17 protein-coding genes and 4 tRNA genes are annotated in these 20,501 nt (G+C 35.5%); 8 read left to right on the forward strand and 13 right to left on the reverse strand.

Going from position 1 to position 20,501, the window contains the following annotated elements; genetic code table 11:
* Window positions 1-8 precede the first annotated feature (8 nt).
* The 4 genes from EGI22_RS13015 (at window position 9) to EGI22_RS13030 (ending at window position 4,332) form a co-directional block, all read left to right on the forward strand.
* Window positions 9-1,466 (forward strand): SusD/RagB family nutrient-binding outer membrane lipoprotein, encoded by a 1,458-nt coding sequence (locus tag EGI22_RS13015; RefSeq protein ID WP_255068900.1) that lies wholly within the window; start codon window positions 9-11, stop codon window positions 1,464-1,466.
* 14 nt (window positions 1,467-1,480) lie between these two features.
* Window positions 1,481-1,954, forward strand: a complete 474-nt coding sequence (locus tag EGI22_RS13020; RefSeq protein ID WP_255068901.1) for a hypothetical protein — start codon at window positions 1,481-1,483, stop codon at window positions 1,952-1,954.
* A 20-nt stretch (window positions 1,955-1,974) separates the two neighbouring features.
* Window positions 1,975-3,156: a histidinol-phosphate transaminase gene (locus EGI22_RS13025; RefSeq protein WP_262925437.1), complete on the forward strand. Its 1,182-nt coding sequence runs from the start codon at window positions 1,975-1,977 to the stop codon at window positions 3,154-3,156.
* A gap of 69 nt (window positions 3,157-3,225) precedes the next feature.
* A complete protein-coding gene (locus EGI22_RS13030) occupies window positions 3,226-4,332 on the forward strand; it encodes a hypothetical protein (RefSeq protein WP_255068902.1) in 1,107 nt (368 codons plus the stop codon).
* A 9-nt stretch (window positions 4,333-4,341) separates the two neighbouring features.
* Here EGI22_RS13030 and fmt read toward each other — a convergent pair whose 3' ends face one another.
* The 3 genes from fmt to EGI22_RS13045 all read right to left on the reverse strand — a co-directional run bounded on the left by fmt (window position 4,342) and on the right by EGI22_RS13045 (window position 6,301).
* Window positions 4,342-5,268, reverse strand: a complete 927-nt coding sequence (gene fmt, locus EGI22_RS13035) for a methionyl-tRNA formyltransferase (protein WP_255068903.1) — start codon at window positions 5,266-5,268, stop codon at window positions 4,342-4,344.
* 3 nt (window positions 5,269-5,271) lie between these two features.
* Window positions 5,272-5,739 (reverse strand): DUF4293 domain-containing protein, encoded by a 468-nt coding sequence (locus tag EGI22_RS13040; protein ID WP_255068904.1) that lies wholly within the window; start codon window positions 5,737-5,739, stop codon window positions 5,272-5,274.
* A 61-nt stretch (window positions 5,740-5,800) separates the two neighbouring features.
* Window positions 5,801-6,301, reverse strand: coding sequence for a cupin domain-containing protein (locus EGI22_RS13045; RefSeq protein WP_255068905.1), 501 nt, complete (start codon window positions 6,299-6,301; stop codon window positions 5,801-5,803).
* A 57-nt stretch (window positions 6,302-6,358) separates the two neighbouring features.
* Between EGI22_RS13045 and gldG the strand changes: the two genes are divergently transcribed.
* Window positions 6,359-8,008 (forward strand): gliding motility-associated ABC transporter substrate-binding protein GldG, encoded by a 1,650-nt coding sequence (gene gldG, locus EGI22_RS13050; protein ID WP_255068906.1) that lies wholly within the window; start codon window positions 6,359-6,361, stop codon window positions 8,006-8,008.
* A 49-nt stretch (window positions 8,009-8,057) separates the two neighbouring features.
* On the opposite strand, the gene EGI22_RS13055 is transcribed toward gldG, so the two are convergent.
* From EGI22_RS13055 to EGI22_RS13075, 5 genes are all read right to left on the reverse strand, one after another.
* A complete protein-coding gene (locus EGI22_RS13055; RefSeq protein WP_255068907.1) occupies window positions 8,058-8,423 on the reverse strand; it encodes a hypothetical protein in 366 nt (121 codons plus the stop codon).
* A 321-nt stretch (window positions 8,424-8,744) separates the two neighbouring features.
* Window positions 8,745-9,296 carry a transcription termination/antitermination protein NusG gene (nusG, locus tag EGI22_RS13060; RefSeq protein WP_255068908.1) on the reverse strand — a complete coding sequence of 184 codons (552 nt, stop codon included), beginning with the start codon at window positions 9,294-9,296 and terminating at the stop codon, window positions 8,745-8,747.
* 15 nt (window positions 9,297-9,311) lie between these two features.
* Entirely contained in the window at window positions 9,312-9,503 is a 192-nt protein-coding gene (gene secE, locus EGI22_RS13065; protein ID WP_255068909.1) for a preprotein translocase subunit SecE, read from the reverse strand.
* A 40-nt stretch (window positions 9,504-9,543) separates the two neighbouring features.
* Window positions 9,544-9,614, reverse strand: a tRNA-Trp gene (locus EGI22_RS13070).
* 48 nt (window positions 9,615-9,662) lie between these two features.
* Complete coding sequence (locus EGI22_RS13075; protein WP_255068910.1) at window positions 9,663-10,883, reverse strand: TCR/Tet family MFS transporter; 1,221 nt, start codon at window positions 10,881-10,883, stop codon at window positions 9,663-9,665.
* A 203-nt stretch (window positions 10,884-11,086) separates the two neighbouring features.
* Here EGI22_RS13075 and EGI22_RS13080 point away from each other — a divergent pair, with 203 nt between their 5' ends.
* Window positions 11,087-12,337, forward strand: a complete 1,251-nt coding sequence (locus EGI22_RS13080; protein WP_255068911.1) for a DUF819 domain-containing protein — start codon at window positions 11,087-11,089, stop codon at window positions 12,335-12,337.
* Window positions 12,338-12,430: 93 nt separating this feature from the next.
* Window positions 12,431-14,215, forward strand: a complete 1,785-nt coding sequence (locus EGI22_RS13085) for an acyl-CoA dehydrogenase (RefSeq protein ID WP_255068912.1) — start codon at window positions 12,431-12,433, stop codon at window positions 14,213-14,215.
* A 49-nt stretch (window positions 14,216-14,264) separates the two neighbouring features.
* Here the strand turns inward: EGI22_RS13085 and EGI22_RS13090 are convergent, their stop codons facing one another.
* From EGI22_RS13090 to EGI22_RS13110, 5 genes are all read right to left on the reverse strand, one after another.
* A complete protein-coding gene (locus EGI22_RS13090) occupies window positions 14,265-15,194 on the reverse strand; it encodes a sugar phosphate isomerase/epimerase (protein WP_255068913.1) in 930 nt (309 codons plus the stop codon).
* A 125-nt stretch (window positions 15,195-15,319) separates the two neighbouring features.
* The gene (gene tuf, locus EGI22_RS13095; RefSeq protein WP_255068914.1) at window positions 15,320-16,507 is read right to left on the reverse strand and encodes an elongation factor Tu; all 1,188 of its coding nucleotides are present in this window, start codon (window positions 16,505-16,507) and stop codon (window positions 15,320-15,322) included.
* Window positions 16,508-16,613: 106 nt separating this feature from the next.
* Window positions 16,614-16,685 (reverse strand) — tRNA-Thr (locus EGI22_RS13100).
* 12 nt (window positions 16,686-16,697) lie between these two features.
* Window positions 16,698-16,770 (reverse strand) — tRNA-Gly (locus tag EGI22_RS13105).
* 14 nt (window positions 16,771-16,784) lie between these two features.
* Window positions 16,785-16,870: transfer RNA gene (locus tag EGI22_RS13110), tRNA-Tyr, on the reverse strand.
* A gap of 398 nt (window positions 16,871-17,268) precedes the next feature.
* Here EGI22_RS13110 and EGI22_RS13115 point away from each other — a divergent pair.
* On the forward strand, window positions 17,269-20,501 hold a 3,233-nt coding region (locus tag EGI22_RS13115), incomplete at its 3' end, for an SdrD B-like domain-containing protein (RefSeq protein ID WP_255068915.1).

Raw genomic sequence — 20,501 nt, forward strand, 5'->3', positions numbered from 1 at the left:
AAAGAATTATGAAAAATAAAAGTTTGATTTTCTTAGGGATTTTTTGTCTGAGTATGTTTTCATGCACAGATGGATTCGACGAAATGAACACAGACCCTAACAACCCGACCAATATCAGCCCACAATATCTTTTACCATTTGCTATAGAAAAAAGCGTGGACAGATATTGGGGAGGAAATACCAGATTTGAAAGATTAAATATTGATGGAGCCATGCTATGGGTGCAATATTTATCAAGAAACATTTATTCAAACGAAGGTGACAATTACGGTATTACCCCCACTTTCTATAACAATACTTGGAAGTCTTTTTACACCGATGGATTGGTAAATTATCAAAGAATCATAAGCCAGTCAAAAGCTGATGGGAAACTACCAAATACCAATTATGAAGGTATCGCTCTTGTTATGCGTTCTTGGACTTTTTCATTATTAACTGACCTTTATGGACCAATTCCATATACGGAGGCAATAAAAGGTTCTGCAGATGAACCAGTTTATAATCCGTCTTTTGATAGTATGGAGACTGTTTACAAAGGTTTATTAGCAGATTTAAAGGATGCCAACGAAAAACTAAAAGTTGGTGGGCCAGCGGTTTCTGGTGATATATTATATAATGGAGATATTCTGAAATGGAAAAAATTCGCTAACTCTTTGATGGTAAGATTAGCCAATAGACAAGCTGCGAAAAAACCAGCGGAATCAAAAGCAGTTTTGGCTGAAATCCTAGGAAATCCTTCAAAATACCCAATTTTTAGTTCAAACTCAGACAACGCTGTTTTGAAGAATACAGATTCGAGACCATCAAACAATGAGTGGCACGAAGTAATGGTAATTGGAGGAAGAACAGACTGGAGCATGAGCAAGACTTTGGTTGACAAATTAAATGGACTAAAGGATACAAGAATTTCGGTATTTGCTACACCAATAAATGGAGCGTATGAAGGAATTCCAAACGGTTTACCTGATGCAATTGCAACCACGTATTTAAGTTCAGCAGCCACTTTAGGTTCTTATTTTACAAAAGCAAGTTCACCAAGTGTTTTGATGACATATAGCGAACTCTTACTTGATTTGGCAGAAGCAGCCATTGACGGCGATATTTCCGGCGATGCCAACGATTATTTTCAAAAAGGAATAGCAGCATCATTTGATCAGTTTGGTGCTAGCATGCCAGCTGACTATTATACTACCGTTGGAACTATTAGCAAAGAGAAAATTTTAGACCAAAAATGGATTGCATTGTTTGGACAAGGCGTAGAAGCTTGGACAGAATATAGAAGAACTGGGTATCCTGTTATGCCAGCTAAAGACCCAAGGGCAGTTTTCGAAAACGGCGGAGTTATACCTACCAGGTTACCATTCCCAACAACCGAATACTCGTTGAACAAATCAAAACTTGACGCAGGAATAGCCCTAATAGGTCAAGATAATATGCAAGCAAAACTTTGGTGGTCAGAACTTTAAAAATAAAAATTACTATGAAAAAAATAATATTATTAATTGCGATTGTATCTATTAGCATTGGATTTACATCATGCGAAGTCGCTGATCCGTTTGTTGACAGAGTAGCTTCTCCAGTATTGTTATTGCTAGAGGGAAGCGATGGAATTCCTACAAGTGGATTGACTACCGAGCCCACAATCCCTTCATTGATCTCAACTGACGCTGGTGCGAAACTAAAAGTATACGAATTAGACAAATCTGGTATTTTAGACAAAAATATAGGTATTGATTCAATACCAGTAAGTGGACTAAAAATATCTTACAAACTCAGGTCAGGTGCAATAGTATCAGAAGTAGAAACCGATAGCAAAGGTGTGGCCACTTTTAGTGCCACATGGAAAGCACTAGGTATTGAAACACCAAAAGCTGGTACATCAGTAAAACTAATAGCTTCGGGCGTATACAAAGAACAATCTTTCTCAAAGTATTTTATAATCAGTGGAAAATAACCTTTAAATATTTAATAAATATGAAACTTAACAGACGAAATCTTATCAAAAACGGCCTACTTACACTAGGTGGAATTGGCTTAGCTCCACATCTAATGGAAGGTGCTTTTGCAGCTACACCTATGAAAATAGATGCAAAAAATAGATTGATATACAGCCCATTTATGCACGAGCATTTTATTGAAGAATCATTTAACCTCGCCCCTATCTTAAAAGCCAAATTAAATGCCAACGAAAACCCTTACGGCCCCCCTTTAAGTGCACAAAATGCGATAAAGGAGGCTGTAGTGGGAGGCAACAGATACGCTTGGAAAGAAATGAGTGATCTAATTTCCAAAATCTCAAAAAAAGAAGGTGTACCAGCTGACCACATCATGATGGGACCAGGTTCATCTGATTTACTAGAAAAAGTAGCCATTGTATTATTTATGAATGGTGGAAATATCGTTTCTGCAGATCCTACTTACATGTCGCTTATCAAAGTCGCAGAATCGGTTGGAGCAGAATGGAAAGCTGTGCCTTGTAAAAAGGATTGGTCTCATGACCTAAAAGCAATGGAAGCGGCTATAGATAAGGACACAAAATTGGTTTATATCTGTAATCCAAACAACCCCACTGGTACACTTACGCCAATCAAAGAGCTAGAAGATTTCTGCTCAAGAGTTTCAGAAAAAGTGCCGATTTTTATCGATGAGGCTTATTTAGAATTAGCAAGTGGAGATACTGAATCTATGGTGTCTTTATTAAGTAAAAAGAAAAATGTAATCATAGCCCGTACATTCTCAAAAGTAATGGGTATGGCTGGTATTAGAGTTGGATACATTGCTGCTCTACCATCTTTTCTAGAACAAATAAATAAAATCACCAGAGGTGGTATGGGTATTTCTTTGCCTTCAATTCTAGGTGCTACAGCAGCCATAGAAGATAAGGAATTCCAAGACATGACAATTAGATTAAACAAAGAAACAAAGGAGTATGTCTATTCAGAACTAACCAAAATGGGCTATACTTATTTACCTTCTTATACAAACTTCATCTTGTTCCCTATTAAAATGAATGGAAAAGAGATGCTCAAAAAAATGTCCGAAAAAGGCGTTGGAGTGAGATCTTTTGACATTTTTGACCAGACTTATTGTAGAGTAAGTATGGGCACTATGGACGAAATGAAGATGTTTACAAAATCTTTTTCAGAACTAAGTTAAAAACCAACCATCTAGTCGAGATGAGGGAACTCATCTCGATTTTTTTCTTAAAAATAAAGCCGAATTGTGATGAATGATGCCTTACAAAAATCTCTAACCTTAATTTTATTAATAGTTTTAGGAATATTCTTAAAGTCAAAATTTAAGAACAAAGAAATGGTTGGTGGTATCAAAGAAATGGTCTTGACCATTGCCCTTCCTTCCACAATTTTTATTGCTTTATTAAAAATCCCCTTAGATTCAACACTGATTCTTGTTCCTTTCATCACCATAATTTTTAACTTTTTTCTATATTTTATTATTCCTCCCATTCTAGGTTTTTTCACCATAGATAAAGACAGCAGTATTGGTAGAACCATAAAAATGCTTTTGGCCTCTTTGGCTCCTGGTTTATCTTGTTTTCCGTTTGTAGCTGAGTTTTTAGGAGAAAAAAGCCTCGCCATGGCCGCAATGGCAGATGTTGGCAACAAATTCTTCGTTTTAATCTTCCTCTATATTATTGCATTAAATATGTTTTTGGCAAGTAATAAAAATGAAAATTCTAACATCGGTTCCAAAATAAAAAGTTTGCTGATTAGCATGGTTAAAGAACCCATAAATTCTATCATGATAGTTGCTATAGTACTTTTAACCCTAGGCTTTAGATATAAAACTTTGCCAACATTGGTCACAGATATCTTTGACAAAACCAGTGCCATGATGACACCTCTCATCCTGATTTTCATAGGTCTTGCAGTAGAATTAAAACAAAAGAAAAAAAGATTAATAGTATCTCTTCTATTCTTTAGGGCTGGTGTCAGTGTATTATTTAGTGCTTTATTAATTTTACTTTTAGGCATTCACGATTCTTCATTATTACTTTTAGCTTTGGTTTTACCTTTAAGTTCGGTAAGTTTTTGGCCATTTGCTCATATTTCAATGTTTAACCTCAAAGAAGAACAACTATCGGTTCCTGCAGAAAAACGCACCTTCAATCTCGAATTTGCCATTCTAATATTGGCTTTCTCGCTTCCATTTTCTTCTGGATTGATTTTAGGGATACTTTCGTTTGGTAGTTTCTTTATCAATACTTCACATATTTTATATATGGGAATAACTCTGATAGCAATAGCCGTAGTACCTATGTTTATAGCTAAACTTTCTTTGAGGCACTCGAAAACTGCTTTTAAGAATTAAAAAATTTTCTTAAAATCTATAACCTCTCAAAAACTCCTCGGTGGTCATTCTTTTTTTACCTTCAAGTTGTAGAGATTTTATGCCCAAATAACCGTCAGAGGATTTTATAAGTAGATATTTTTTATGATCCGTCAAAAATTCTATGTTCTCAAAAACAAATGTCTCTAAGTCTGGAAGTGTATCTAAAACTAATTCTGTTTCAAATATTTTAAGGACTTTTTGATCCAAAAAAGTCCAAGCAGCAGGATATGGACTTAAGCCTCGAATAAAATTGTATATCCTTTCTGAGCTTTGATTCCAGTCAATTTTGCAAGTCTCTTTAAATATTTTTGGGGCAGGTTTTAATTCTTTATCAAAATCTTGCGGGACACTAGGGTATTCTCCTTTTTCAATAGCTCTCACGGTTTTCACCATCAAATCTCCCCCTATCCACATCATTTTATCATGTAAATCTCCAGCAGAATCTTTTTCACCAATTGGAATAGTTTCTGAAAAAATCACTTTTCCAGTATCTATTTCTTTTTCTATGAAAAAAGTAGTTACACCAGTCATGGATTCGCCATTTATCACAGCCCAATTGATAGGTGCAGCTCCGCGATATTGTGGCAACAATGAACCGTGCAGATTTATAGTTCCCATTTTTGGCATAGACCAAACCACTTCAGGCAGCATCCTAAAAGCTACCACAACTTGCAAGTCAGCTTTATAAGTTTCCAGCTCTTCTAAAAACGCCTTATTCTTTAGCTTTTCAGGCTGCAGTACTGGAATATTTTGCGAAAGTGCATATTTTTTCACGGGCGACTCACTCATCTTCAATCCCCTACCCACAGGTTTATCAGGTGCAGTTATAGCTGCCACAACCTCAAAACCATTCTCAACCAACCGCTGCATAGTTGCCACGGCAAAGTCGGGCGTACCCATAAAAACTATCCGCATATTTTATCTCATTCTGTCGGCATCTTTCACCAACTTCTCGTCTTTTTTAATAAATCTATTCGCCAACCAGTTGGATGCTAAACCAATAAATGCCGCCCACATACCTATACCATAGCCACCTTCTCCAGAGCCCAATTTGATAGCATCCGTTTGTATATGATAAACCGTTAGGGCCAAAGCTACACCAATCAAAAGCGAGTTTAAAGCAACCATAAGCATCTGTCTGATTCTATTTTTATATTGAAAAATCGTAAAAATAGAAAGCCCAAAGGCCATTACACCCATCAATGCCACATAATAAATAGGCTTATCAACCAAAGCCAAGCCATCTTTTACATGAAAAACATGGTAAGGATTAACAGCTATATGCTCTGTTGACGTAATAGTTTTGATATAAGAATTGGTAGCTAAAAATACACCCATGGCTAAAGCAGTAACCAACAATAAAATAGATTGAATTCTCTGTAACATATATAAATTTAAATAATTACAAAACTAATAGATAGAGTGTTAAAAACCCTAAAGAATTTGATTAATGCGTCAATTGTAATATAATCTCTCCGAATTGAGGATAATCGGCTATAAGTTTATCACGCTCTGCCATTTCAAAATCTTGAAAATCAAACCCTGGAGCTACCGTACATCCTACCAAAGCATAATCCGAACCACTAGCTACTCTGCTTCCAAACCAACAATTGGCAGGTACTACTGCCTGAAACACCTCCCCTTTTTCAGAATTTCTACCAAGCAAAATGGTTTCAAATTTTCCATTCTCGTCAAAATAAAAAATTTCCAAACGCTGACCTTCGTAGAAATGCCATATTTCATCTGATTTAATTTTATGAAATGCAGAAAAATCTTCCTTTCTTAATAAAAAATAAATTGCGGTGGACATGCTTCTGTTTCCTTCAAATCTGGCTGGAAGTGCATTTCCTTCAATATCTTCTACGCATTTATAAGTTTCCTTAAAATATCCGCCTTCTGGATGTCGCTGCATTTCAAGTTTTTCAATCCAATAATCTGCCGTTTGCATTTCTAAATTATTATTTGGTAAAATTTTCGTAATTTTAGACCAAATTTAACAAATCGAATGAGCAAAATATTGAAAAACAATATTATTCTGATTCTCGCAATTTTTGCTATCAATATAATTAGTTTTTGGGTTTATTTTAGAGCAGACTTAAGTGCTGACAAGCGGTTTTCTATCTCAGATGCCAGCAAAAACATGCTTAAAAACTTGGAAGACCAAGTAATTATAAAAGTTTATCTTGATGGAGAAGATTTACCAGGTGGTTTTGAAAGGCTAAAAAGAGCTGTAAAAGAAACCTTGGTCGAGTTTAAATATTATGGCAAAGATAATATTGATTATCAATTCATTAATCCATACGATGGAACCGAAGAGGAACGAAATACACTCTTTAAATCTCTAGTTGAAAAGGGAATGCAACCTACCAATATTTTTGATAAACAAGGTGGCAAAAAGACAGAAAACTTGGTATTTCCTTATGCTACAATTTGGTATCAGAACAAAGAAGTGCCTGTATTATTATTAAAAGCAAATCAAGCCGAAGATGCACAAACTAAGCTCAATCAGTCTTATGAAAATGTAGAATATGAATTAGCTTCGGCTATTCAAAAACTGACGAATACCAACAAGAAAAAAATCGGATTACTTTCAGAATACACTAATCTAAAACCAGTCAATTTCGCTGGCCTAATAAGTTCATTACAAGAGTTCTATACATTATATATTATAGAGTCAAAAACTACGCCATCATTTAATGGTTTAGATGCTCTGATTATTCCTAAACCTGACAAACCAGTTGACGATAGTACAAAACTTAAAATAGACCAATATATAATGAATGGCGGCAAGGTTTTGTTTTTTGTGGAAGGTTTAAAAGTTGATTCCATAGGACTTGAAGGTACTTATGCTCAACCTTTAGATGTAAACCTAGACGACATGCTCTTTAAATATGGCGTTAGAATAAACAAAAACATTGTAAAAGATGGTCTGAATGCGGCTATTATCCCATTGGTAGTTGGTGCCACTGGCGACAAACCAAATATCCAACCAGTGCCCTATAGATATTTCCCTTTGATCAATAATTTTGGAAATAGCATAATCACTAAGAATATTGATATGGTATATACCAAATTTACGGCAAACATTGATGCAGTAAACGAAAATGATGGTTTAGTAAAAACACCGTTATTGTTAACGTCTCCGTATACCAAAGTTTTAAATGCTCCGGCACTTATAACTTACAACGAAGCACGTACAGACACAGATGAAGCTGAATATCAAGGAGGAGTGAAAACTGTAGCCTATTTAATAGAAGGAACTTTTAAATCTATTGCTCTGAATTCATTTTCAAACCCTAATTTAAAAACGACATCAATACCTACAAAAATTTTAGTTTGTTCTGATGGAGATTTAATAGTAAATGAAGTAGATAAAAAGACTGGAAACCCATACCCAATGGGCTATGACAGATTTTCTAAACATCAATATGGCAATCAAGACTTTGTCATAAATGCCATCAACTATATGGTAGATGAGCAAGGTTTGGTTATGGCTAAGTCTAAAAGTGTTGGATTAAGGCCTTTAGATACCTTAAAACTAAAAAATGAGCGTGTAAAATGGCAATTGATAAACATCATTTTACCATTAGTTTTATTAGGACTTTTTGGTTTTCTTAGGTTCTTTTATTTAAAAAATAAATACACAAAAGCATAAAACAAAAGGTGGCCAATAGCCACCTTCTGTATTCTTTTTTAACCTAAACTTATAAAATAATCTTTTTCTCTACCTCGATTTTTTTCATATCTACGAGGTTAATTTCTTTAACAAAAACTTCATTTTTGTTACTGATTTCCATCGAATAATTACCAGCTTCTAAATCTTCCAAATCAAAACATAGAGCAGCTTTAGAACTTTTTTTGTCCAAATACTTGGTTACTACAGTTTGACCATCTTTATTCTTCAATTCAACCAACATGCTTTCCCCACGTTTCTTTTCTACAAACACTTTTAGAAGATGAGAATCATGAACATTGTACATACCAACTTTAAAACTTTGAGGCTTTGGAGCTGCAAACGCCATAGAAACAGACAATAACAACAAAACGAACGGTTTAACTAACTTTTTCATAATTGTAATTTTTAAATTTTTGTAATAGCTTTTCATTTAATTAACGATACAAAGCTAAAGGTATTATGCATAACAAGGTACTATTTATACATTAGTGGTAAAATTAAAATTTAAACGGAAAAATTAAAATTTAAATAAAACCAGTCCAATTCCTTTAGTTTATATGATAGATGAAAGCGATTCTATTTTCGTTGCATTTGTAATGTTAAGAAAGGTTAAATAAATACTAACTGAAATCACGCAGTCAAAAAATAACACCTAAAAACAAAAAGAGCTGACTCTTTCGAATCAGCTCCTTAAATAATATCGTTAAAACTAAACTTACATTTTCTCTACCTGAAGATAACCCAATTCTACTGGAGTACTTCTTCCAAATATTTTTACGCTTACGCTTAGCTTTTTCTTTTCATCATAAACTTCTTCAACAGATCCTTCAAATCCATTAAATGGCCCATCAATAACTTTAACAGATTCTCCTTGTACAAACGAAACACCAGAATCTATAGATTCTTCAGAATTTTGTTCTTGGACACCCAAAATCCTATTTACCTCAGATTGTCTCAAAGGTTCTGGCTCGAGAGATGCTCCACCATTTTTACCAAGAAAACCAATTACACCAGGTATACTTTTAATTAAGTGAAGAACCTCTCCATTACTCAAATCAGCATTTACCAGAATATAACCAGGCAAAGTATTTTTCTCCCTTACAGTTTTTTTACCGTTTTTGACAGTAACAATTTTCTCCGAAGGTATCATAATCTCAGGAATATAATCCGTCAACTTTCTTCTACCTGCTTCATTTTCAATGTAGTTCTTGATTTTTTTCTCTTGCTGAGAAACAGCTCTTACTACATACCAATTGAATTCACTCATAATGGGAATTTATAATTATATTGATTGGTACAACAATCTTAGGGCGTTATCAATCAAAAAGTCAATGCTACCAACTACCAAAGCAAATATTATAGATGCAATCAAAACTAGTGTGGCACTAGATTGCAATTCGCTCATTTTTGGCCAGTGTACCTCTTTGGTCACCTCATGCCAAGACTCTTTTACAAACTGAACTAATTTATTCATAATTCTTTATTTTTAAGACAGTATAAGTGTCTTTAATTTGCACAGGTACTAGGACTCGAACCCAGACCGACGGTTTTGGAGACCGTAGTTCTACCTTTAAACTATACCTGTTTATATCAATCGGGCTGCAAATTTAGTATATTTTTTTTGTTGTAACAATCAAACTTTTAAATTTTCTTTCTTAATTGTCCTAATTACCAACAATAAACTAATAACAGTCAATATTCCTCCCATCAAAAACGGAGCCCCAGGAAAATAAACCGGTGCATTTTCTTTCGTAAAAGCTCTAAACAACCCCAACATCAAAGGCTGCCCAATGATAGCAGCAATACTCATTAGGCTAGATAAGCCACCCTGAAGTTCTCCTTGCTCACTTTTCCCAACTTGATTGGAAATAATTCCTTGAAAAGCAGGACCCGCTAAACCACCAACAGCAAAAGGTATCATTATAGCATACATCATCCATGATTGAGTAGCAAAAGCAAACGCTGCCAAACCTAATGAATTTATCGCTAATCCTAAAAACAGAGACTTCTCTTGACCAAGTTTTGGAATAATTACCCTGATTAAACCACCCTGAACTATGGCCACCATCAAACCTACAAAACCTAATGATAAGCCCACTTCCATTTTTGACCAACCAAATTTCTCTATTCCATAAAAAGACCAGGTTCCCTGCGTTGCAAAGTTTGAAACGTTTACTAAAAATAAAGACAAAACTAGTGCCAATACGTACGGATACTTTTTAAGATTTAATAAACTACCTATAGGATTGGCTCTTTTAATATCAAATTTTCTTCTATTTTCTGGCAATAATGATTCCGGCAAGATAAAATAGCCGTAAAGCCAATTACATAAAGACAAACCTGCTGATACCCAAAAAGGCACTCTAGTACCGTATTCTCCTAATATTCCACCCAAAGATGGGCCAATTATAAAGCCTAGACCAAAAGCTGCTCCAATCATTCCAAAACTCTGAGCACGTTTCTCAGGTTCTGTAACATCTGCTATATAAGCATTAGCGGTTGTGAAACTAGCTCCAACAATACCCGAAATCGTTCTTCCTACAAACAACCAAGCAATGGTTGGTGCCAACGCCAAAAACACAAAGTCCAAACCAAAACCAAATAGGGAAATTAACAAAACTGGCCTTCTACCGTATTGATCACTTAATCCACCGATTATTGGCGAAAAAATGAATTGCATAATCGCATAAATAAAAACCAAATAAGCAGAATATTGAGATGCCTCACTTACAGTTCCTCCGGTTAGTTCCTGATATAGACTCGGCATAATTGGAATGATGATTCCAATTCCGATTACATCAATAAGAACAGTTACTAGAATAAAAAATATCGCTTTGGAATTTTTTGCAGGCATATTAAAGTTTTACGAACTGCAAAGATAGTTAAAAATTAAACTTTTATTACCCAAGTTTAAAATACGTAATTATCAATTATATAAACTCAAACTGAATTAATAATTAACCTTCTTTACATAACCACGATTGATCAAAAGCAACAGATAATTAACAATAATCGAAAATAATTCTATAATTTGAATTTCTATTCTAACCCTTAATTATGGAAAACTGGCAAATTAAAAACGACGCAATTATTGCGGGCCTATTTTTAATAACATTAGCAGGTCTTTTTTATACTTCTGAGTCTAATAATAAATTTTGGAAAAAATTATATGGCATTGTCCCTCCACTTCTTTTTTGTTATTTGATTCCAGGCTTTCTCAATAGCTATCACATTATTAATGGCGAAACTTCTGGACTTTATAGTTTCTCTACTAAGTACCTTCTTCCAGCATCTTTAATACTTCTATTATCAACAGCAAACTTAAAAGCCATATTTGGACTTGGAAGTAAAGCATTGATAACCTTCTTTGCTGGTTCAGTAGGAATAATTATAGGTGGCCCTATTGCACTTGGATTAGTAAGTTTGGGCTCTGAAACATTCAGTCAAGCGGCCCAAGATGGAGAATATTGGAAAGGCTTGGTAACTATTACAGGCTCTTGGATAGGTGGGAGCAGCAGTCAACTAGCATTAAAAGAAATTTATGGTTGCTCGGAGGAATTGTTTGTAATAATACTAGTAATCGATGCTTTAGTGGCCAATACCTGGACTGCACTTTTGTTTTATGGGGCTAGTATCACCAAAAAAATAGACAAATGGCTTGGAGCTGATGTAAACTCAATAGAAGAAGTAAAAAATAATATTTTAAAATATAAAGAAACGAAAGATAAGCCTGCGGACTTAAAAGATCTTACTTTCATTTTAGCTGTAGGCTTTGGTGGGACAGCAATTGCTCATGCTGCTAGTGGATTTATTGCACAATTGTTTTTACCTCATAAAGCTTGGCTTATTTCTCATGGACTAGAGCCCTTTTCATCACAGTTTTTATGGCTTATTCTATTTTCTACGAGTATAGGTATTGTGCTTTCATTTACTAAGGTCAGAAAAATGGAAAAATTAGGAAGTACAGATTTTGCTACCCTGTTTATTTATTTTCTAATAATGACTATCGGAATGCGACTAGACTTGTTCAACATTGGAGCAAATCCTGGCATTTTGGCCGTAACTGTAATTTGGATGTTTATACACATAGCCTTTATGTTAGTAGCAGCTAAAATCATCAAAGCTCCCTTCTTTTTTGTAGCTGTGGGCAGCCAAGCAAATATCGGAGGAGTAGCTACAGCCCCGGCAGTGGCAGCAGCATTTCATCCATCATTAGCTCCTGTAGGTGTCTTATTGGCGGTTTTGAGTCATGTAATAGGCACTTATGCAGGAATTGTTTCAGCTTGGCTTATGGGTTTTGTGAATTAAAATTTCATGCTTTTTTTTCAAAACTACTTATCAGTATGCATGCATAATATATTTTTTCATATATTTAGTTTTTAAAAAAAACGATATTTAACCATGGCCTCAAAATTTTTCGACAGAAAGACTGTATCTTTTATATTAAACTCAACGCATCAAATTAACGAGTTAACAAAGCTTCCATATTTTTCAGATCATGACGCTGAGACATTTAATATGGTTTTAGATTCAGCTGAAAGTATAGCTACAAAAACCATGTTCCCTGCTTTAGATGATGTTGATAAAAATCAACCTGAGTTGGTAAACGGCGAAGTAATAGTACATCCATCAATCAAAGACTACTTAAAAGCTGTAGGTGAGGCTGGTATTATTTCAGCTGATTTTGATTATGAACATGGTGGTGCCCAATTACCCTTTACGATTAATACAGTAGCTGGCTATATTCTAATTGCAGCAAACAATGGCATGCTATTTACTGGATTAACGAGCGGAGCCGCTAGGTTAATCGCTCACTTTGGCTCCGAAAATTTAAAATCTACCTACTTAGAACCTATGCTTTCAGGCAAATGGCAAGGTACGATGTGTTTAACAGAACCTCAAGCAGGCTCTTCTTTGTCGGATATTGTAACTACAGCAGAGCCTCAAACCGATGGAACTTATAAAATAAAAGGCCAAAAAATATTTATCTCAGGAGGAGATCATAATTACTGCGACAATGTAGTTCATCTTTTAATTGGAAGAATAAAAGGAGCACCAGCTGGCACCAAAGGCATTTCTCTTTTTGTAGTTCCTAAGTTTTTGGAAAACGGAGAAAGAAACGATATTACCAATGTAGGAATTTACCACAAAATGGGTCAAAGAGGAGTTCCGGCAATGCATTTGGAGTTTGGAGAAAACTGCGTTGGGTATTTAGTAGGTGAAGAAAACAAAGGTCTTTCCTATATGTTTCAGATGATGAACGAAGCCAGGATTGGTGTAGGAATAACTGGAGTAGGTATATCGTCTGCGGCGTATGAAGCAGCCTTGCAATACGCTAAAGAAAGACCTCAAAGCAGAAGATTGAATAAAAAAGCTGAATTAAACGCTCCACAAATTCCAATTATTCAACATCCGGATGTTAGGAGATTGCTTTTTTCGCAAAAAGCAGCGGTAGAAGGAGGATTGTCTTTGGTAGTTTTAACCGCTAAATATTATGACTTAGCACATCATAGTGAAACCTCAGAAGAAAAAGAAAAATATTCCTTATTGTTAGAATTTCTAACACCAATTACTAAAACTTACCCTTGTGAATCAGGCTTAAAAACTACAAGCGATGCTTTGCAATGCTTTGGAGGCTATGGTTTTACAGAAGATTTTCCGGCTGAACAATATTATAGAGACATAAGAATAACTCCGATTTATGAAGGAACTACTGCAATTCATGGATTAGATTTATTAGGAAGAAAAGTCGGTTTAGCAAATGGAAAAGCCTTGGGTTTATTATCTGGCGAAATAATAGATACTATTACTGTAGCATCAAGTAAAGATAAACTTAAAAAATATGCTTCGCTTTTGGCAAGTGAATTAAAAACTTACAATAAAACCCTCCAACACTTATTCAGTATTGCACAAACTGGAGATACTGAGAGGTATCTTTCTGATGCCACTTTATTTTTAGAATTAACAGGAATAATTCTTATTTCTTGGCAATGGTTGGCAATGGCAATTGCCGCTGAAAATGCTTTGGAAAAAGGCGAAATAGATCAAATTTTTGCGGATTCAAAAATAGAAACTATGAAGTACTATTTTCATTATGAATTACCAAAAACTGCAGGACTTACCACCAGATTATTAGATGAGGAAGTAATAACTATCTTGAAAGAAAATGATATTTTTGATGCGTAAATAAAATTGCCTGAATTGAGCAAAATCAATTCAGGCACAATCTAAAACCTCATAAAGAAACTTCCACTATTCTTTTCATTTTCTCTATCCCCATTTTACAGGCTGCTAAAGGGTCCATTTTCCAAACATCTTCGTTAAATATCTCCAAAGAAAGTACTATTGGGGTTTCTTTTTTATTTAGAATACCCAAGATTTCTTTAAATGGTGCAACACCATCTCCAGGCATTACTCGCATAGCATCTGTAATAGTATTTTTGTCAGAATTTACTGGATAATCGTTCATGTGAAACATTTGCATTTTGTTGCCAGCAATCAAACTCAAAGCCTCAAAAGGCGAGCCTCCTCTAAATAGATGGTAAACATCTGGCAAAATAATAGCATCAGGATGACCACTTTCGGCGGCAACAAATAAGGTTTCACCAAAAAGGTGTAGATTTTTCGAAAATCCCCAAAGTTCTAATTGTGGCAAAACACCCATTTCCTTACCTAAGGCAACAACTTCATGAAACCTTTCTGCAGCTTTTTGGAGATTTAGGCCTGGCTCATTGGTAGCACCAAAAGGTGGGGCAGCTATACGTTTACATCCAATTTGTGCTAACATATCCATTTCTTTTTTCAACTGTTCCATGGCTTTACCTCTTTCCACTTCGTCATCCACAATCCATTTGGCAAACCCAATTGAATCTTCAATTACTATCCCTAAATCATTTGATTTTTTCTTAACAGCAGCCAATTTTCCTCCATCTTTTACAAACTTTTCGAGCGTACCCATCCAAATTTCTATTCCATCAAAACCTACTTTGGCAGCAGTTTCTATCTCTGCCATTAAGCCAATGTTTTGTTTACGAATTGTACTGGTATTAAGACAAAAAGTGAAATTATGTTTACTCTTTTTTGGTGTTGTTGCCAAAGCACTTATTCCTGTAGTGGCTATAGCAGCACCAGTTAAGGTTGATTTTAAAATATCTCTGCGGTTCATTAAGTTTTTATTAAATGGTTGAATAGTAAAATAAATGATTTTTTGAATAGAAACGAAATTAACATAAGCAAAAAAAGCACCCCATTTCTGGAGTGCTTTCTCAAAAATATGCTTAATCTAAACGATTACTCAAGGATTTCAGTTACCTGACCAGCACCAACTGTACGTCCACCTTCACGAATCGCAAAACGAAGACCTTTGTCCATCGCAATAGCGTTGATTAGGTTTACAGTAATAGTGATGTTATCACCAGGCATAACCATCTCAACATTTTCTGGAAGGAAAATTTCTCCTGTTACGTCAGTAGTTCTGAAGTAGAACTGAGGACGGTATTTGTTAAAGAATGGAGTGTGACGTCCACCTTCTTCTTTCGAAAGAACGTAAACTTCAGCTTTGAATTTAGTGTGAGGTTTTACAGAACCTGGCTTACAGATTACCATTCCTCTTTTAATAGACTCTTTGTCGATACCTCTCAACAATAAACCTACGTTATCACCAGCTTCACCTCTGTCAAGGATTTTACGGAACATCTCAACACCAGTTACTACTGATTTAAGACCTTCAGCTCCCATTCCAAGTATATCTACTGCTTCACCAGAGTTGATGATACCAGTTTCGATACGACCTGTAGCTACAGTACCACGACCAGTGATTGAGAATACGTCCTCAACTGGCATCAAGAATGGCTTATCAGTAGCACGAGCAGGAAGTGGAATAAAGTTATCAACAGCATCCATCAATTCTTCGATTTTAGCAACCCACTCAGGCTCTCCGTTCAAGCCACCAAGAGCTGAACCTTGAATCACAGGAATATTGTCTCCATCGTATTTGTAGAATGTCAATAGTTCTCTGATTTCCATCTCAACTAATTCAAGAAGTTCTGGATCATCAACTAAGTCAACTTTATTCATAAAAACAACCAATTCAGGAACACCTACCTGACGAGCAAGAAGGATGTGCTCACGAGTTTGAGGCATAGGACCATCAGTAGCAGCTACCACGATAATTGCTCCATCCATTTGGGCAGCACCAGTTACCATGTTTTTAACGTAGTCAGCGTGACCTGGACAGTCAACGTGTGCGTAGTGACGATTTGCCGTAGCGTACTCTACGTGTGAAGTATTAATAGTAATACCTCTTTCTTTTTCTTCAGGTGCATTATCAATTGACGAGAAATCTCTAACCGTTGCAAGACCTTTTTTGGCCAATACAGTAGAAATTGCAGCTGTCAATGTAGTTTTACCGTGGTCAACGTGACCGATAGTACCAATATTTACGTGAGGCTTACTACGGTCAAAATTTTCTTTTGCCATTTTATTTGATAAAATTTATGTTGTTCAAAATTGTTTTTACTAAAAAAGAGCAATTAGACAATGCCAATTACTCGAATACTTTTTTCGAAATGCCAAATCAGTGCTGAGCCTTTGAGCAGAATCGGACTGCCGACCTCTTCCTTACCAAGGAAGTGCTCTACCACTGAGCTACAAAGGCTTTATGGAAATGAGCGGGAGACCGGGCTCGAACCGGCCACCTATAGCTTGGAAGGCTATCGCTCTACCAAATGAGCTACTCCCGCTTAAACACTTTTATTGGTGGGGGCGGATGGATTCGAACCACCGTAAGCGTAAGCTAGCAGATTTACAGTCTGCCCCATTTGGCCACTCTGGTACACCCCCAAATACTCTCAAAGAACACACCCTTTTCGAAAGGAGATGCAAAAGTAGAACCTTTTTTTTTATTGACAAAGCTTTCAAGTAAAATTTCTTATATTTTTTTAAAAAACTTTAAATCAAAATTCCCTTTTTATTTATACTGAATTGGTTAACTCATTTTTCCAAATGAAAACTTTACTAAAAAAAAATTTTAGTGTATTTTATTTATCAAATTTCCAGTAAAAATAAAAAATTATTAAACGGCAATGAATAATTTTTGCCCAATTATTTCCAGTTGGTTTTTATCAATAAACCTCCTTATTCTTATCTTACGGCTACATTTCCCGTTTTGTTGGCATATGGTTTGAAAACATTTAAGAAAGAATTACGATACTCGCATGCTTTCTTAAATTTCAAAAACAATGTTATACTTATTGAGGATTTTAAAAAAATCACTATTATTTACTTTATTAAATTTTGTTATATTTAATATTGCAAAAGGCCAGGTAGCTGGTAAGGTTTTTAAAGACCTAAATAGTAATGGTGTTCAAAATTTGCCAAATGAGATAGGCCTCTCAAGTTATGTAGTTCATGCTTATTTACCAAATAGCAATGCTCCTATAGTAACTTTGACTAATTCAGCAGGACAATTTTACTATACTAGTGTTGAAATTCCCTCAGGCACGAAAGTAAGAATAGAATTTCCTGATTTAAACAATCAAAAAGAAGCTATTTTAGGTACTGATAACAAATCTAGTGTACAATTCCTTACTGCAGGCATTGGTGCCTTTGCCTCTATTGGTATTTTAAATTCCGTTGATTTTTGCAATTTAGGTGGGCTTGAAATCCTTACACCTTGCTATGTGAATGGTGACCCAATGGTTCCAGGAGGAAGTGCTGGACAAGATGTTGCCTTGGTTAAATTCCCATTTAATGCAAGTGGTTTGGCTGGTAGTAGCGGAAGTCCTTATCCTAGTATGCTAGCCTCAACTGCTGATATTGGAGCAGTATGGGGAACAGCTTATCAAAGAAGAGGAAATGTTTTCTTGATGAGTGCATTGATAAGAAGACACTCAGGTTTGGGTTCTTTAGGATCTGGTGGCATTTATAAATATGATAATATAACCAATGCGGTTTCTCCATTTATTGATGTTAAAACTTTAGGAATTGAAACCGGTCCAGACCCTCATACAACTTTAACGGGGGATAAATTAACACCTAATACTGACCCAAACACTATTCCTTTTACTGGAAAATCAGGTATTGGTTCTATTACTTTATCAGGCGATGAGAAAGATTTATTTATGATGAACCTTTACGATCGAAAAATTTATTCATTTACAGTTGGCATACCAGCCACTTCAGTAAATCCAAGTTCTCTAAAAAGTTATACTATACCCAATGGATGTGGAAGTGGTGAATTTAGGCCTTGGGCTTTGAGTGAATATCAAGGAAATATTTATGTAGGAACAGTTTGTTCAGGCGAAACATCACAAAATTTTAATGATTTAAAAGCAATTGTGTATTCTCTTAATCCAACTTCTGGTGTTTTTACGGAAGTTTTTCAATTCCCATTAACTTATACTAAGGGAGTATCAGATATTACCCAAAATTGTCCTCAATACGACAAATGGAATCCATGGACCAATACTTTTCCTCAAGGATGTGCAACAACATATGATGTCGGCAGAGGTAAAACAGTGAACTTTGTAATGTATCCTCAACCTATATTATCGGGAATAGGCTTCGATTCAGACGGCTCAATGATTTTAGGATTAATGGACAGGTTTGGACTTTGGGCAGGTTATAGAAATTATGCACCCATAGATGATGGTACTTTATATGATGGTTTTGTAGGAGGCGATTTATTAAGAGCTCAATTCAATGCATCAACCAAATCCTATACTTTGGAATCAAACGCTACCTCAGGTGATTTAACAGGTTGTGGTGTAAATAATGGCGAAGGCCCAGGTGGAGGTGAATTCTTTTGCAATGACACATGGCATTTTTATGGAAACCCTGCTCACAACGAAATTACCAACGGAGCGGTTTTGATTTTACCGATTGATGGTTCAATCATCTCCTCTGCAATGGACCCAGTAGACGAAATTTATCAATCTGGAGGATTAAGAACCTATAATAGAACGAACGGAGATCTTAAATATGGTTATGCTCTATATTCAGACGTGCCAGGAACTCTTGGAAAATCTGGTGGAACAGGGGATATCAAAGCATCGTGTGGCCCAGCACCGATCGAAATAGGAAATAGAGTTTGGAAAGATTTAGATTTTGATGGAATCCAAGACCCTGAAGAACTTGGTATTTCGGGAGTAACTGTCGAACTTTTTGATATTACTGCTGGAAACATATTAGTAGGATCCACGACTACAAATACAACTGGAAACTATTCTTTCAACAGCTTAAATGTTGTAGGTGGTTTAAAATATGAAAATCAGTATGAAATAAAAATAGATATTAGCCAAAGTAGTTTGACGTCACTTGGAAGTATTGACATTAGTCCTTCAAATGCAATTTCAGGTGCCTTGAGTGACTTAATCGATTCAGATGGTTTGCTTTCTGGAACTTTTACAAAGGCATCTGTGACAACTGGTTATGCCGGTGAGACAAATTATTCTTTTGACTTTGGAATTACAACTTGTAACCCATATTTACCAACTGTTGTAGTAACTCAACCTAGCTGTGTAAAGCCAAATGGTAAAATTGAAATTACCAATCCATCTGGTAGTTCTTACACATTCAGTATAGATGGCAATAATTTTCTTCCCATTTCAATTTTTGACAATTTAATTCCAGATACCTACAAAGTATTAGTAAAAGACAATTTTGGATGTATTTCAGACACGGTTAAAGTTTTATTAAACCCTGCTCCTCCAATTCCCTCAAAACCAATATTGATTATCATTCAACCTTCATGTCAAATGAGTACTGGGATGATTTCGGTAAGCTCACCAGTAGGAAGTGGAATGACATATAGTTTGGATGGAACAAATTTCAACAATACAACTGGAGTATTTAATGGATTAGGACAAAATACATATACAGTATGGGCAAAAAATAATGAAGGTTGCGTTTCTGATTCAACGAAGGGTAATATTAATCCTCAACCCTCTACTCCAATTAAACCTGTTTTAACGACAGTTCAGCCTACATGTACCATTGCGACTGGAAAAATTACAGTTTCTGCACCAACTGGTGTTGGAATGAGCTATAGCATAGATGGTATAAGTTTTACAAATACAACTGGAATATTTAATAACCTGGCTGCTGGAAATTATACGGTTTGGGTAAAAAACAATTCAGGCTGTATTTCTGATACTTCGAAAGCAGTTATTCTTCCTCAACCGAATTCGCCAACAAAACCTATTTTGGCAACAATTCAACCAACTTGTACCGTTGCGACTGGAAAAATTACAGTTTCTGCACCAACCGGTGTTGGAATGAGCTATAGTTTAGATGGGCTGAGTTTTACAAATACTACTGGAATATTCAATAATCTGGCTGCTGGAAATTATACGGTTTGGGTAAAAAACAATTCAGGCTGTATTTCTGACACTTCGAAAGCAGTTATTCTTCCTCAACCGAATTCGCCAACAAAACCTATTTTGGCAACAATTCAACCAACTTGTACCGTTGC

The sequence above is a fragment of the Lacihabitans sp. LS3-19 genome (genome assembly GCF_024343575.1).
Classification (GTDB): domain Bacteria; phylum Bacteroidota; class Bacteroidia; order Cytophagales; family Spirosomataceae; genus Leadbetterella.

Bases quoted from the DNA above. Each gene is read 5' to 3' on its own strand.
- EGI22_RS13025 (WP_262925437.1), top strand. From the start codon at position 1,975: ATGAAACTTAACAGACGAAATCTTATCAAAAACGGCCTACTTACACTA.
- secE (WP_255068909.1), bottom strand. From the start codon at position 9,503: ATGAATAAATTAGTTCAGTTTGTAAAAGAGTCTTGGCATGAGGTGACC.
- EGI22_RS13015 (WP_255068900.1), top strand. From the start codon at position 9: ATGAAAAATAAAAGTTTGATTTTCTTAGGGATTTTTTGTCTGAGTATG.
- EGI22_RS13075 (WP_255068910.1), bottom strand. From the start codon at position 10,883: ATGCCTGCAAAAAATTCCAAAGCGATATTTTTTATTCTAGTAACTGTT.
- gldG (WP_255068906.1), top strand. From the start codon at position 6,359: ATGAGCAAAATATTGAAAAACAATATTATTCTGATTCTCGCAATTTTT.
- EGI22_RS13020 (WP_255068901.1), top strand. From the start codon at position 1,481: ATGAAAAAAATAATATTATTAATTGCGATTGTATCTATTAGCATTGGA.
- tuf (WP_255068914.1), bottom strand. From the start codon at position 16,507: ATGGCAAAAGAAAATTTTGACCGTAGTAAGCCTCACGTAAATATTGGT.
- EGI22_RS13040 (WP_255068904.1), bottom strand. From the start codon at position 5,739: ATGTTACAGAGAATTCAATCTATTTTATTGTTGGTTACTGCTTTAGCC.
- nusG (WP_255068908.1), bottom strand. From the start codon at position 9,296: ATGAGTGAATTCAATTGGTATGTAGTAAGAGCTGTTTCTCAGCAAGAG.
- EGI22_RS13030 (WP_255068902.1), top strand. From the start codon at position 3,226: ATGAATGATGCCTTACAAAAATCTCTAACCTTAATTTTATTAATAGTT.
- EGI22_RS13090 (WP_255068913.1), bottom strand. From the start codon at position 15,194: ATGAACCGCAGAGATATTTTAAAATCAACCTTAACTGGTGCTGCTATA.
- fmt (WP_255068903.1), bottom strand. From the start codon at position 5,268: ATGCGGATAGTTTTTATGGGTACGCCCGACTTTGCCGTGGCAACTATG.
- EGI22_RS13045 (WP_255068905.1), bottom strand. From the start codon at position 6,301: ATGCAAACGGCAGATTATTGGATTGAAAAACTTGAAATGCAGCGACAT.
- EGI22_RS13085 (WP_255068912.1), top strand. From the start codon at position 12,431: ATGGCCTCAAAATTTTTCGACAGAAAGACTGTATCTTTTATATTAAAC.
- EGI22_RS13055 (WP_255068907.1), bottom strand. From the start codon at position 8,423: ATGAAAAAGTTAGTTAAACCGTTCGTTTTGTTGTTATTGTCTGTTTCT.
- EGI22_RS13080 (WP_255068911.1), top strand. From the start codon at position 11,087: ATGGAAAACTGGCAAATTAAAAACGACGCAATTATTGCGGGCCTATTT.